Below are 15,647 nucleotides of genomic sequence, written 5' to 3'. Positions count from 1 at the left end.
GATCAGGCCCTCACCACCGGCAGATCCTGCAGACGGGTGGTGGCGGCACGGCTGAGTTGCTCCCGCCGCATCAACCAACTGGGCTGCAGTCCGCAACCGGCCCATTGCAGGGTTCCACGCCCGTAACGCCGATTGATCCGGTCGATGGTCTGCATCAGGCACTCCCGTTTCTGCTGCTGCTCCTCACTCATCGGCACCATCAGATGGGTCTGCAGGATGTCGTGGCTCTGCAGGTGCTGCATCAGCACGCCGGCCTTGGCCAGCGGACGGTGGGGGCGAAAGATCCGTGCCACCAAGGGTCGTGCCGCCTGCAGCAGCACGGCAGTGTCATTGCTGGGTAGGTCTAGCTGCGTGCTGGCGGCTTGGCTGTAAAACCCAGGAGCGAACGGGCTGGTGCGGGTGTAGATGGTGAGGGCTGCTGCCCGTTGCCGTTGCTTGCGCAATTTCTCGGCGGCGCGCACCACATAGGTGGCGATGGCCTGGTGCAGCTCCTCCTGGCTGGTGATGGGTCGGCTGAAACTGCGGCTCACGCAGGTTTCTTGCTTCGGTGCCGGTGCAAGCTCCAGCGGCAGGCAGGCATGGCCCCGCAGCTCCTGTTGCAGCCGCAGACCCACCACGCCGCATTTGGCGCGCAGTTCACCGCTCGGCATGTCCCGGAGGTGTCGTGCGTTGCTGATGCCCCGCAGGCGGCACCAATGGGCCAACTGGCGACCGATCCCCCAGACATCCTCGATCGCAATCGTTTCCAGCCAGCGATCGGGGTTGTCGCATTGGCCGAGGTCGAACATCCCGGCATGGTCTGGGGTCTGTTTGGCCAGGCGATTGGCCAGCTTGGCCTGGCCCTTGCTGGCCCCTAGGCCGATGGCGATCGGAAGGCCGAGGTTTTGCCGTGCCCGTGCCCGCAGCTGGCGGGCCCAACCCTGCAGGTCGCCATTGCGGGGACGACGAATCCTCCCGAAGGCTTCATCGATTGAGTACACCTCCAGCTCTTCGCAGTGGGCCTCCAGCAGGCTCATCATCCGCTGGCTCATGTCGGCATAGAGCGCGTAGTTCGAACTGCGCACCACCACGTTGTGCCGTTCAAGCTCCCGGCGCGCCTTGAAGTACGGCGTCCCCATGCGAATGCCCAGGGCACGGGCTTCGGCACTGCGCGCCACGATGCAGCCGTCGTTGTTGGACAGCACCACAACGGGGTGGCCGATCAGAGCCGGGTCCAGACTCTGTTCGCAGGAGGCATAGAAATTGTTTCCATCGATCAGGGCAGTAACGAAGACCACGCCATAGTATTTTTGTACTAGTATAGGAAGGCTTTAGAACTTCCAGCGGAAGCCGCCGCCGTAGTTGAAGGAGCTCTTGGTGCCAGCGGCCAATTCAGCTCGAGTGTTGGCGTACAGCGCAAAGGAGTCGCTGATGTGGACATCCAGATTGAGGCCAAAATCCCACCAGGATTGAGGTGCGTCGGTTCCCTCAACCTTGAAGCGGTGTCCAGGTTGATTAACGAACGCCGCTTCAAGGGACCGACTGGTGTCACTCAGATCGATGCTGTAGCCAGCGGAGAGTTGTGGATTGAATCGAACAGTTCCAATTTGGAAAGGCTGTGAGAACTTGATATTGAAATCGAGAGGGATTGATGTGTACGTTGCCTCGGAATAGCGAAGGCTGTGTGATGGTTCGATTTCAATAGATTCAGAAAAACGGTGGCGGCCAGGAGCCCAAGACTGGCTACTTGAAGAGGTGCGTTCTTGATAGCCCTTTTGTGAGTAGTGAATGGCACTGATGCCAAGTTGTGGTGTGATCAGTCCTGATAGAGGTCCGTCGCCTGTAGAAAACTCATGACTGAGCTGAATCCTGCCCATGAATTGGGTACTGTCTGCGCTGCTCTTTTCGGTTGAGGTGTTCGGAAGATCAATGGTTCGCTTGATGTCTGTTGATGCCGTTCCTCCACCGATCATCAATGATAGAAGGGTGTTTGGTGTGTCCTTGGATAGGGCAACATTGAGGAATCCGGCGGCATTCCATAGCTCAGTTGTTCCATGGCCACTCAATCCCGTGGATGTTGTCCAAAGTTTGGAAAATTGACCGAAACCACCAACCATGATGCGTGGATTGAGTTGGTAACTAAGGCCAATGGAAGAGTTGTAAGAGTTGGTCTCATAGCCGCTTTGATCTGAACTTCCTCCTCCTTCATAGGTGTCGGATGTACCCGAGCTTTCTTTCCATGCATGGAATCGCTGGCAGACCGATGAATCTTGAGATTCATTGGTTTGATCAGGGGCTTCTGAGACGTCCTTGTTCGCACATGCCAGGCTGATTTGATTGGATGCCTGATCAATCTGATCTTGTGCAGCTTTCAAGAACAGCAAGGAAGAGTCGATAATGGGCTGTGAATAATTTGTGTTTTGCTCCCCAGACAATTGCTGATAAACCTCATTCAGTTCATCTGTTGTTTCGATTGAGTATAGGTATGCAGCATTCACTCTTTGTTCAATTGAATCAACACCATCGGCTTGGATACGGTTAATAGCATTGCCTAAGCGGCGGCTGTTAGGTGAAAGCCCCTGAGGGGAGTAATCAATCTTGTATTCCACTTGGAGGCCATCACCTTTATCGCTTGAGACATCGAGTAGCTTGTAATCTGCGATGGCTGATTTTGGGTATTTGAATGAAAGTCTGTCGAGCGGAATATCACGGGCAGTCAAAAACTCTGTGCTTGTAAATCGACCAGGCTTGGCGAGGCCGGTTTCTGTTGGTACGAGAGTGACATCGCCCTCAAGTAATCCAACAGAAGCAATATGAAAATAATCTGTTTGGCCATCGGAGATATCAAGATCAAATTCATAATTTCCTGTTTTTGTTTGGAAGTATTTGGCAACTAAATCCATCGTTCCAATCCGATGGGCTCCGTCAGGAGAAAGGGTGCCTGCGTTCACCAGTTCTGCGCGACGGCCCAGGACGATATCAGTGGCTTCGAGTCTCGCATTGGCGGAGTTGGCAATGGTATTGCGACCACCTTGAAGCAGAATATTCCCAGCAATCAGATTGGAATTGACGATTTCGTCATTACCTCCAAGCCCCTCAATCACAATTCCTTGACCTAAGAGGCCACCAATCATGATGCCCTGATTATCAATCGATTCTCGCTCTCTTGTAGGCAACTGAACAGCTGCACCACCTTCTCCACCGCGAATAATACCAGTCGCTGTATTTACAACACGAAGATTGGATTCAATTGGAACAGGATTTGTGCTCTTTGTGATGCCGATACCGCCTCTCCCCGTTGCGATAATTGACCCACTATTAATGACGACAACATCGCCGGCTTTTTTGCTCGGATGAGTAAGCGCTGATGTGACACGAGATGTTGTGCCGTCAGGATTTTGGTAGATGTAGGCACCACCTGCTGCGGTTTGCGCAAGCACAGCAATTGCATTGTCTCCACGAGTCAGAATTGTTCCCGTATTTTTGAGTGTAATGTCTTTGGATTCCGCTGTGATTTGTCGTTCTAGTTCTATTGGTTGATGTTTTTGTGAGTTTCCAAAGACAAAGCCCCCGGAACCAGAAATTGACTGGGCGACAATCCCATGAGAGCCAGTTCCTGAGGTTTCAATTATTCCTGAATTCTCAATTGTTATCTCACCTGATTCAGACTGACTCTTTGATCTCAAGTCAACATTGCCAGAATTACTGCTGCCGATGCCACCACCATTGGCAATTGATTGGATGAGCACACCCATGCTGTGCTCACCCTGGGTTTGAATGGCTCCTTTATTGATTAATTTTGTCGTACCTGCACGTTCGTTAAGAGTCAAGCGATTCTCTTTTGCGTTTTTTGATCCTAGAACTGCTGATTCACCAGACAGAATGAAACCACCGCCGCCTCCTATGGATTGAGCAACGAAACCTGGTGAGCGTTTGTTGGATGTTGAGATCAAAGAACGATTGATCGTCTCAATGTTGCCTGCTGATGCATCAGCCAAGCGATGGATTGTTCCTCCAAGCTCAACGCGTTTTCTCGCTGATCCAACATATCCACCACCACCACCAATACTTTGCAGCAGCACACCAGGGGAATTCAAACCAAAAGTTTTGATGGGTTGCTTGGAGACAAAACCAATTGTTCCCCCACGCACAATTGACCCGGAATCTGGTCGACCACCCAAGTAGGCAGCACGTTTGATGTTTCCAGAAGCACCCCCACCTCCTCCAATACTCTGAATCACGACTCCGGGGCTGGTCGCACTGAGAGTATTAACGGCCAGTGGAAGCCTCATGTTCAGGTTTGCACCACTGGATCGGCCAAGTGAGCGACCACCCAGGCTTGTGCTGATTCCAGATAATTCACCCAACCAGCCACCACCACCACCGATGGACTGGTGAACGATTCCAGGGGAAAACTTTCCACTTGAGTTGATTTCACCCGTGAAATTCTTGAGTTGGATTGGTCCACCATTTCCTTCGGCACCTTGTTGTCCTCCCCCGAGAATCAGACGCGTGTTGGCTTCGGTTTCACCGTTACGGCGAGCGGCAATGTGCCCACCACCACCTCCGACACTCTGCATGAGGTAAGCCGGTGAAAAGTTTCCGGTAGTGCTGATCAGCGCACGTTCATTAATGATCTCCACAAGCCCGCCATGTCCGGATCCACCATCAGCACCAAGTTGAACATCACCCTTCGCTTCAGCTAGCCGTCCGCCACCACCGCCAACAGATTGAGCAACCACTCCGATGGAGTGTTTCCCATGCGTGGAAATGATTCCACGACGGTTGTTAACAACTACAGATCCTGCGTTTCCATTGGATCCATTGGTTGAACCAAGAACAGCACGTCGATCACTGAGGAATGCAGTTCCTCCACCGCTTCCGATGCTTTGTGCAACAACACCATGGGAGTGATTCCCTCTGGTAGAAATTCTTCCTTCATTTTCAATGTCAACGTTGCCGGCATGGCCGATTCCACCCTGTTGGCCCATGTTGACAAAACGCCCACGCTGACTCGTATATCCACCTCCACCGCCAATCGATTGCCCTAGAACTCCAGGTGAATTGTGCCCCTTGGTGATGACTTCTGACGAGCGATCAAGCTTGATCCTGAGCCGATCAGCCTTGGATACTGTTCGACCAGAACCGCCCAGATGCACGACGTTTACAATCTCTCCTGCTTGACCTGCTACAAAGCCACCACCCCCTGCAACGCCGGTTGCCACAATTCCTGGTGAGTTCTTACCATCAGTTCGTATTGAAGAACTATTTTTAAGATCAACCTGTCCAGCTGAAAGCACACCATGGGAATTGAGTGCTCCCAATTGAAGTGATCCGTTGGCGAATGCTGTGTAGCCACCACCACCTCCAATTGATTGCGCAAGAATTCCACCAGAAGCAACACCACGTGTAATCAAATGTCCTTTGTTCGTTAGAACAAGATCACCCGAAGATTGATCACCAAGAGCTTCACTTGACCCCAATTTCAAGTCATCAGCACTGATTCCAAGCCAGCCGCCCCCGCCACCGATGGTTTGGCTCACGATTGCAGGGCTCAAATTTCCTTCAGTAGCAACTAATTGGCCTTCATTTCTGATTGATAATTCGCCCGAATTTAGAAAACTCGATCGAAGAGTTTCTTTGTTACCCAAATGTGCTGTTCCATTAACTCGGCTGACTCGACCTCCACCACCGCCTATTGATTGGTTAAAAACAGCAGGTGAATGATCCCCTGATGTAATGATTCTTCCTTTGTTCAGCCAGATAAGATCTCCTGCGGATTGATCCCCAGAACCGCTTCCACTTCCTAACTGAGCATGCCCTTTGCCATGAACAACGCTTCCTCCACCGCCACCGATTGTCTGTTGAAGAACGGCCGGTGAATAATTTCCCTGTGATTGAAGATAGCCAGTATTCCTAATTTTATTGCTTTTGGATGATTGATTGCCTTCGCTGTTCAAGCTGCCAAGCCTGATATTACCCTCTCCATTGGTTTTCAGATGGTTAGTACCACCAATGAATCCCCCACCTCCGCCAATATTAGTACTAATAATAACTGGTGAATTGTCATTCAGTGTGAGAATTGAGCCGGTATTGCTTAAGTCAATTTTGCCTGCTGAAAGGTTGCCCTTTGAAGTCAATGAACCAAGTTTTAACTCTCCCTTTGCATAAGCCGAATAACCACCACCACCACCAATCGTTTGACTCATCAAGCCAACTGATCCATCTCCCTCACTTCTGAGTTCTGCATCATTTTGAATTTTGATTGGCCCGGCTGATAGTGCACCATTGGAGTTGACGGCTCCAAGACTCAGGTCACCTTGCGCGATGCCAATCCAACCTCCACCTCCGCCAATACTTTGGCTAACCAGTGTTGGGCTGAGATGCCCTGCAGTTCTTATAGTTTTTACGTTGTTGCTCAGCTGAATGCGACCTGACGAAAAGTCGCCAAGGTGTTTGGTGTGATGGCTGCCAAGATGAGCTGTTCCATCCACTCGGGTTACGCGTCCACCCCCCCCACCAATGGTTTGGACAAATACGCCCGGCGAATTCGTTCCCTCGGTAATTGCTGAGCCTCGATTGTTGAGTATCAGTTTCCCGGTTGATTGCAATCCAGATCCGTGTTGGCTTCCGAGTTGAGCATGATCCTTACCATTAATTACACTTCCACCACCACCACCTAGGCTTTGATGAATCAGTGCCGGTGAAAAATTCTGCGCTGAATAAAGGAAACCTTTGTTATTAAGCTCACTTCTCTTTGATCGTTGATCACCAGAACCGTTTTTGCTTCCCAGCTCCAAACGTCCATAGTTCTTCCGTGCATCTCCACCTCCCCCGCCTATTCCATCGAGTTGTAATGGCGTCGAATCGTGTCCGAAGGAATAGATGTTTCCAGTATTGATAACAGTAACTTCTCCGCCCTTGGCTTCTTCTGAGCTAGTTGATCCGAGATGAAGATTTCCACTATTGATACTTGAAGCCACTCGTCCACCACCACCACCAAGACTTCTTGCAAGAATTCCTACACCTCCTTCTCCAGTGGTTCTGATTGTCCCCCGATTCAAAATTGCGATATCACCACCGTTACCGCCAACTCCAACCTTGCTACCCATCGTGACAAGATCTTGAGTTGTTCCAACATCACCGCCACCTCCCCCAAGTGACATTGCAAATACACCTATTCCATTTTTGCCACGAGATTCAATGATCCCTGTTTTCTGATTAACAACTTCTATGTCTCCACCATGTCCACCATCTCCTCCTGTTCCGCCAAGATTCACTTTGATTGGTGATGTGCTCGATACGGAACCTCCACCACCTCCGATTGATTGAACATATAATCCATAGCTTGAATCTCCGTGTACTGATACATAACCTTTATTGCTAACGACAGCTGTATCTCCATTCCCCCCTTTTCCTGATGTTCCACCGAGGTGCATCAACATGTCTGATGCCGCCAGGATGGGGCCTGCTTGTAGTGCAACTCTTCCGCCACCACCTCCAAGACTTTGAGATATCAAGCCATGTGCTTGTTCGCCTAACGTCGTGATGTTTGTTGTTGAATCTATATTGATTTCCCCTCCATCGCCACCTTCTCCTCCTTGGCCACCTACCGCTATAAAACCTTTCAAATCGTCAGACTTCAGTAAATCTCTGTCTCCGGTAGTCGTTACATTCGTTGAACCACCGCCGCCACCAATGCTTTGCACAAAGAGTCCTGCAGAGTTGTTTCCAGCAGTTCGTAAATCAGCAATGCTTGTAACGTTGACAACACCTCCATTTCCGCCGTCACCGGATTGACTTCCAAGCTCACCCTGAATGGTTGCTTTTGATCCACGGTTAGTTACATGGCTAGCGTTACCACCTCCACCGCCGATGGCTTGGATTTGAATGGCATTGGATGATGCACCTTGTGTTGTAATAATTGCATCTTCGATTTCAATTGAAGCGTTCCCTGTAGATCCTCCTTTCCCCCCGTTAGCACCAAGAGCAAGACTGATTTGGTAATCCCCTTTTCCGGTTTTGGCATTCACTGACCCCGCATTTCCACCACCTCCACCAATGGTCTGAGCCTGCAATCCGCTTGAATTAGCTCCTTCGGTTGCGATCACCAAATTTTGCAGATCCACGGCAACTGCGCCGCTGTTGCCGCCACTTCCACCTCTGCCTCCTTTTGATACTGAAGCACCGAGCGAGAATTCATTGGAGCTACTTCTGCTCACATTTTGCACCAGTGATCCATTCCCTCCACCCCCTCCAATGCTTTGGAGCATCACACCAGGGCTTGCATGACCATATGTAAATACACCTAATTTTTTATCCTCTTTGCTGACAAGACGTACTGCTTTCGCCTCACCAGCTCCACCACCGGATGCACCGAGCGAAAAACCAGTTGCCATATTTTTAGCGCTTCCCTTTGCATTACTGGCATTAAAAATTGCTCCTGCTTTACCACCACCGCCGCCGATTGATTGGATTGTGATTCCTGATGAAATATGGCCTTGAGTTGTCACTAAGCCATTAATCGATGCTGTGGCGTCAGCACCATTGCCTCCCAGTCCGCCCTTACCACCGAGCGCCCCTGTTAGACCAAGACTAAATTTATTCTCTGATTCATGGCCTTCGGCTTTTACGTTCGCTGCAACACTGCCACCACGTCCGCCGCCGCCACCGATCGATTGAATGAGTACGCCTTCGGAATGTGCCGATTTTGTGCTGACCGATAGGTCAGCATTCAGATCGACGCGTTTACTTCCGCCGCCACGACCTCCCCGACCACCCATGGTAAATCCCACGGAGATATTTCCAGCGCTGTTACCTGCGTTTGAATTTGATCCTATTCCACCGCCACCGCCGATACTTTGAAGAACTAGTCCAGGGGAGTTGATTCCATGAGTGGCAACTTGGATCTTCGACCTTCTTCCCAGAAGATCAAGTGAAACCTCACCAGATCGTCCTCCGCCACCACCTTTTGCACCTTTGCTCACGGAGGCGCCAAATGTATATTCGCTCTTTGAATTGTTTGTATTCGTTGTTGTTACACTCCCGCCGCGACCGCCTCCGCCTCCAATACTTTGCAGGCCTAAGCCGAGAGAGTTGTTTCCTTCAGTTTGGACAAAAAGTCTCCCGTTGCTTCGATAGTTGATATCACCTGCGTTTCCGCCACCTCCTCCGCGACCGCCAAAGTTCATTGCAACAGGGATTGAGATTGAGCCCTCTTCGTTCCCTTCTGTTGTCGGAGTGGTTGTTGTTGTGCCTCCGCTTCCGCCGCCTCCACCAATGCTTTGGATCAAGCCTCCATCACTTCCTGTTCGTACCGTGAGAATTTTTCCTTCAATATTGACATTAATATCTCCTGCATCTCCACCACTACCACCTTTTCCTGATTTACTTACTCCGAAATTCATGGTGTAACCTTTTTTCTCTTTATCTTCTTTGTCTTTCTCGTTTGTATTCCCGCCTTCTTTGCTCTCTTCTTGTTTTATATTTTCTTCAATTTTTTCTTCCTCCTTGTTTTCATTGTCTTCATAGCTAGTGGTACTTGTATTGCTCACATTTCCGCCCTGTCCCCCACCGCCACCAATTGATTGGATGATCAGTGCAGTGGACTGGTAGCCCAGTGTTGTCAGATCCAGTGTGGCGTGTGTACTGACATCAGACCCTGATCCTGCTTTGCCCCCCTTGGTGCCGAAGTCGAATGATCCTGAAAAGGCTGATCCGGTGGAGTTGGTGACCGTACCTCCACCTGCTCCACCTCCACCACCAATGGATTGCACAATTATTGATGGCGAAGCTGCCTTTTCAGTCTTCAAACGGAGATTGAGTGTCTCTCTCCTTGCCCCAAGATTCACAACCCCGCCGTTTCCTGCATTTCCCCCACTTCCTGTGACTGTTCCTAATCCGCCAATACTGTATTGGGATGCTTTGACGACCTCGGCATTGTCTGTTGTACTGCCTCCAATTCCACCACCACCTCCAATGGACTGGGCAACAATTGCTGGTGCATTAATTCCCTTGGTGTTGATCTGCAGTTGCTTTTGATCTTTATTGCTGATGGATACTTCTCCTCCATCATGGCCTTCCCCTCCATCACCACCGAGTATGAAATTGATGTAGGCATCGTTTCTCTCTTTTGTCTCACCTTCTTCTTCCAGATCTTCCTCTATCTCTTCGTCTTCTTCCTCAAATTCACCCTCATCTGCTTCATCCTGTGAACTTGTTGCTGTGAAGCTTCCACCTGCTCCACCACCTCCACCGATTGATTGACCTACCAGTCCAATCGCCCCAATTCCCTCCGTAGCAATTAAACCCTGTGCATCAATACTGACGTCTCCCCCACTGGCACCTTCTCCACCAACTCCCCAATCTTCCCCACCAATTCCTCCTAATTTGATTGACCCACCACCTTCAGCAATAATTGAATCTCCATCGATTGATGTTGTCCTATTACTCACTAGGGTGCTTCCACCAGATCCACCGCCACCACCCACTGATTGCGCAAAAAGTCCATAGGCAAAGGCTCCTAAGGTTTTAATTTGTATTGGCGCAAATGATTTTCTTTCCTTATCCGAGTTGATCCATACATCTCCTCCCTTTCCTCCTGTTCCACCCTCACCCCCAAGACTGACTCCACCAATCACGGATGTCTCGGAAATTACCTCCACGTTATTGACTGAAGTGCTATTACCACCGGCTCCACCCCCGCCACCAATTGATTGGCCGTAAATACCTGCTGCAAAATGACCTGTTGTACTGATTAATGGTGATGTGTTGTTGATACGAACATTTCCACCTGATCCTCCTTTGCCTGCTTTTCCGCCGAGGTTGACATCGATTGTGTAAGCCTTTTTTTCTTCTGATTCATCAATTTCGATGCTGGTGTTGTCTGTCGAGCTGCTCCCTCCATTGCCACCACCACCGCCAACAGATTGCCCAAAGATTCCAAATGAGTGTTGTCCTCTACGCGTTTGGTCTCTTCCTCCTGTCTTGATGATGCTTCTGTTTGTAATCGTTACTTCACTTGCATCTCCACCCCCACTTCCATCTCCCCCTAAAACCACACTAAGGTTATTTGTTGCCGTTCCATAATTGCTGCTCTTTGACCTTGCACTTCCGCCCGTTCCGCCACCTCCTCCTACCGAAACTGCTTGTATTCCACTCGAAAAGTCTGCCTGAGTTCTTATCTCTTCACCCATACTGTTAATTTCCACGCTTCCTGCATCTCCACCAGCGCCACCGCGTCCACCGACAACTACACCTCCATCGATTGAACCCAATCCACTTTCAGACTCTCCAGCAACAGTGATTGTCCCGTTATAAGCGGATCCGCCCATCCCGCCGCCACCACCGATAGATTGGGCGAAAAGGCCTGGTGAGAATCGTCCATCCGTCCGTAATAGATGTTGTTCACCAGTTCTGATTTTACCTGTGTTTAGTACAACGATATTTCCGCCATCTCCTGCCCAACCACCATTTCCGCCAATGACCGAGTTGAGCTGAATCTGAGTTTCACCAGTAAGGCTGATTGATCCAGACTTACTTGAACCTCCTGTTCCGCCTCCACCCCCAATACTTTGGGCAATAACACCGGGAGAATAATCACCACTTGTTGTGATGCTGCCCCTTTCTAGGACTTCAATACTCACATTTGAACCGCTCCCTCCATCGCCTCCTTCCCCTCCCTGTGGCTCACTCCCTCCCCCAACAGTATTGCCAAAATTTGCAATTCCTACACTTGCCGAATCTTTCCCGGCAATGGTTATTTCTCCTCGAGTTGCTGTTCCTCCATGTCCACCACCGCCACCAATCGATTGAGCAATAATTCCTGGTGCGTGCGATGATGTTGTTCTTCTTGCTTCGCTCCATCCCGTTCTTAGATCACCCTTGATGCTTAGTTCGATCTTTCCGGCGTCACTGCCTGAGCCACCATTTCCCCCTAGATTTACATTTGCACTGAGAGCATCTTCCCCACTCAGACTTGCACTTAGTGTTGATGAATTTCCTCCATTGCCGCCACCGCCGCCAATGGATTGAACAACAATTGCAGGCGCAAATGCACCACTTGTTTGCACTAAGCTTTTTGTTTGAGCGAATTCGTTTTCATATTCAATGGTGATGTCCCCTCCTTTATTACCATCTCCGGCAGACCCTCCAAGGTTTGCTCCTGCTGTAAACGTATTTTTTGTTGAACCGGTCGCTGAAACTGTATGGCTTGAACCTCCGTTTCCTCCGCCCCCACCAATTGACTGCACCGCGAGGCCTGGCGAATGATCAGCCTCGGTTTCGATTTGTGATCCGATCTTGATCTCTACATCACCGCCTGATCCTCCTGCCGCTCCACTCCCGCCAATCGATGCGGTTGCGTCGATAGCACCGTCTCCACCTGCCGACAAGGAATAGTTCAACGATGTTCCACCGTTTCCTCCACCTCCTCCAATACTTTGAAGAATTATTCCTGGTGAAAATTCATCCCTTGTGTGAATTCCACCTTGTAAACCATCTAGATCGATTCCCCCTCCTGTTCCTCCTTCGCTACCACTACCACCCATAGACACACCACCACTTGCACTTCCATCCCCACCAATCGTTCCAGACAGGCTCATGCTCGATCCGCCATTTCCACCACCACCACCAATGGCTTGCGCAATCAATCCTGGTGAGAATTTTCCGTAGGTCTCGATTGCGCTGATTTTTTTACTGCTGATTTCAATAGTTCCTGCGTTTCCACCTGCCCCCCCCGGTCCGCCAATCGCCACGTTCGCTGTGACGGCTGCTTCGGCTGAAATGCTCGCAGAGCCTGAGGTCGCCACCCCGCCGTGTCCGCCTCCGCCACCGATTGTTTGAATAATGACTCCTGGTGAAAATCCTGATCTTTTCAGCGGATCTACAGCCGCATCATTGCCGCTCTTGATGACTCCTCCAAGATTCAGAGTGATGTTATTTCCGTTCCCACCCATACCGGCACTTCCGCCGATTGTTGCTACTGCACTTATATTTGGATATGGACTAATAGCCATACTTCCACTTGTCGCCCCGCCACCATCTCCACCACCACCACCAATACTTTGTAGCAGTAATACAGGTGAAAGTGCATTGTTTGTATACGCTAATCCTTCGAAATCAAGGTAAACCTCTCCTGCATCTCCTCCGCCTTCACCAGCTCCCCCGATGCCTACGCCAATGCTTGCGGTACTTGACGCATCCGCTGTCGTTGATGATCCTCCACTGCCACCGCCACCACCGATACTTCTGATTTTTATTGCCGGCGAAAATAAACCTTGTGTTGTGCTGCTCCCTTGATAAGTAAGGGTTACATCTCCACCATTCATTCCCTCACCTCCACTTCCTCCAATAGCCACTGATGCAGATGCAATTCCTCCTGCATTCATGCTTGTGGCTGAGCCTCCATCTCCACCACCACCACCGATGCTGCTGATTGACAGGCCCGGTGACATGAAGCCGGAAGTTTCTGTTTTTCCTTTCAGATATGCCGTTACATTCTCACCACTTCCTCCTGCTCCTCCTTGCCCCCCTGCACTTACTGAGGCTGATACTGTCAGACTTGCTCCGTATGTGCTGGATTGGCCACCTTGACCACCACCACCACCCACGCTCATCATGCTGATGGCAGGTGAGAAGGCTCGTTGAGTTTTTACAGATAATTCAATTGATTCATCAATATCCGATCCAAAGTTGATGACACCAGCATCTCCTCCATCTCCGCCTTGTCCTCCAACAGTAACGCTTATCGATGGCTCTGGGCTTAATGTGAGAGAGGTTGCACTTCCTCCACTTCCGCCACCACCACCAATTCCTTGAACAAGTATTCCTGGTGAAAAAATGCCATGCGTAATGATCTTAGTGCTTTCACCAAAGACATCTTGAAAAGCATTAATTTCCCCTGCATTTCCACCTCCACCGCCTTCGCCACCACCGCCAACTGAAACTTGGCCTGTGTCAGCACTACTTACATCACCGCCATGACCTCCACCACCACCAATGCTCTGTAGAACGAGCCCTGGTGAAAATCCCCGCCATGTTCCAAGCGTTGATTGATTCAATACCGCCGTGACATTTCCGCCATCACCACCATCTCCTCCCGATGAGCCAACGTTGATTGTTCCTGTATTGGTTCCTGCGTTACCTCCGCCCCCGCCTACCGATTGGACAATGACGGCAGGTGAAAAGAATCCTTCTCTTGTTGTGGTGTTTAATTTGAAATGTTCACCTGTCTCGATCAATCCGTTGTTTTGCAACGTGATTGCTGCCTCCCCGCCATCTCCTCCTCCCCCTGCGTCGGATCCAACAGTAATCAGGCTTGTTTGTGATCCGACTGAACCACCACCTCCACCAATGCTTTGGCTGAGAATTCCTGGTGCGTAATTTCCATTTGTTTTGATGATGCCTGCATCCAGGTTCACCGATACGGTTTGAGCCTCTCCTCCCAATCCACCTTCTGAGCTTCCCAGTGTGACTGCCGAATAGCTATCCGGAACTGAACCTCCACTGCCGCCCACGCTTTGGGCATTAATCCCGATCGCCCCAATTCCCGTGGTTGTAATCAGTCCCGTGTGTGTGACATTGATTTTCCCACCACCACCCCCTGTTCCCCCTGCGCCACCGAAGGTCACCAGGGAGATTCCTGTTGCACTTGCGTTTCCGCCTTGTCCACCCACTGATTGAGCCAATAGGCCGGCTCCGCCTGCGCAGCTCTCACCGTCCTCAGTGTTGCTGCATTGTTGATCAGTTATTTCGAGCTCAATAATTCCATCATTGTTAATGGTTATATCGCCTGCAAATCCACCTCCACCACCTCGATCTTTATCTGGGCAGCCACCAATTGAATCGCAGTCTCCTCCATCACCACCGATACCACCTGCGCTTTGAGCCAATCCACCGATTGGAATCAATTCGTTTCCACTACTCAACGCTCTTAGCTCTACATTTTTATTGATTGTCAATGTGGTTGGCGGAGCTTCGCTTTCCGCATTGCCTCCGTTACCACCTTTGCCACCATTGGCGTCTACTGATATTGAAGAACTTGCCCCACCTTTTCCGCCATTTCCGCCAATGCTTGAAGCAATTGCTCCTACAATGTACGATCCCCCAGATTCTGTTACTTGCGATGTTTGGATTTTGATCCTATTGCTTACGTCGTAGCTATCAGCCGAGCCTAGATTTACACTTACTTTCCCGCCATTCCCGCCGTCTCCACCTTTTCCACCTGTGGCATGGCAATCCGTTACTTTTAGTATGTCGTCACAATTTCCGTCCGAACCTTTGTTGCCATTTCCACCCTGTGATTGAGCTCCTGTATACCAGCTATAAAATTCCCCTGTTGTTGCTGGCAGGCTTTCAATATTGAAATCAATTGTCGCTCCATTCCCGCCTGGATTTCCACCTCCACCCGTGAAATAAAGATAGACCGGAACGAAATTCTCCGAACCATCTTCGAAATCACTTGGATATGTATAAGGATTTTCGCTGCTTGGTAAATTGCTGCTTTGGGCGATACTTTCTCCACCATTAATAATGGCAGCAAACGCAACTGCGCTAAGGCAATATCTCCAGATCGTGTTGCTTGCTTTTCTCATGCAACTTCGTTCTCACTTTGACGCTAGTTAGCCGCTTTGTTCCGTCTTGAAGGCTGGACCAGTTTTCTGATCTGC

2 protein-coding genes are annotated in these 15,647 nt (G+C 50.3%); both read right to left on the bottom strand.

All coding sequences use genetic code 11. The features are described 5' to 3' along the window. Window positions 1-2: 2 nt before the first annotated feature. The gene (locus FZZ90_RS01600; RefSeq protein ID WP_226424035.1) at window positions 3-1,277 is read right to left on the bottom strand and encodes a Y-family DNA polymerase; all 1,275 of its coding nucleotides are present in this window, start codon (window positions 1,275-1,277) and stop codon (window positions 3-5) included. 33 nt (window positions 1,278-1,310) lie between these two features. Continuing rightward, complete coding sequence (locus tag FZZ90_RS01595; protein ID WP_226424034.1) at window positions 1,311-15,572, bottom strand: autotransporter outer membrane beta-barrel domain-containing protein; 14,262 nt, start codon at window positions 15,570-15,572, stop codon at window positions 1,311-1,313. Window positions 15,573-15,647 lie beyond the last annotated feature (75 nt).

It is taken from the genome of Synechococcus sp. MU1617 (genome assembly GCF_020514235.1).
Classification (GTDB): Bacteria; Cyanobacteriota; Cyanobacteriia; order PCC-6307; family Cyanobiaceae; genus Parasynechococcus.
This window is presented reverse-complemented; position numbering and strand designations above follow the sequence as displayed.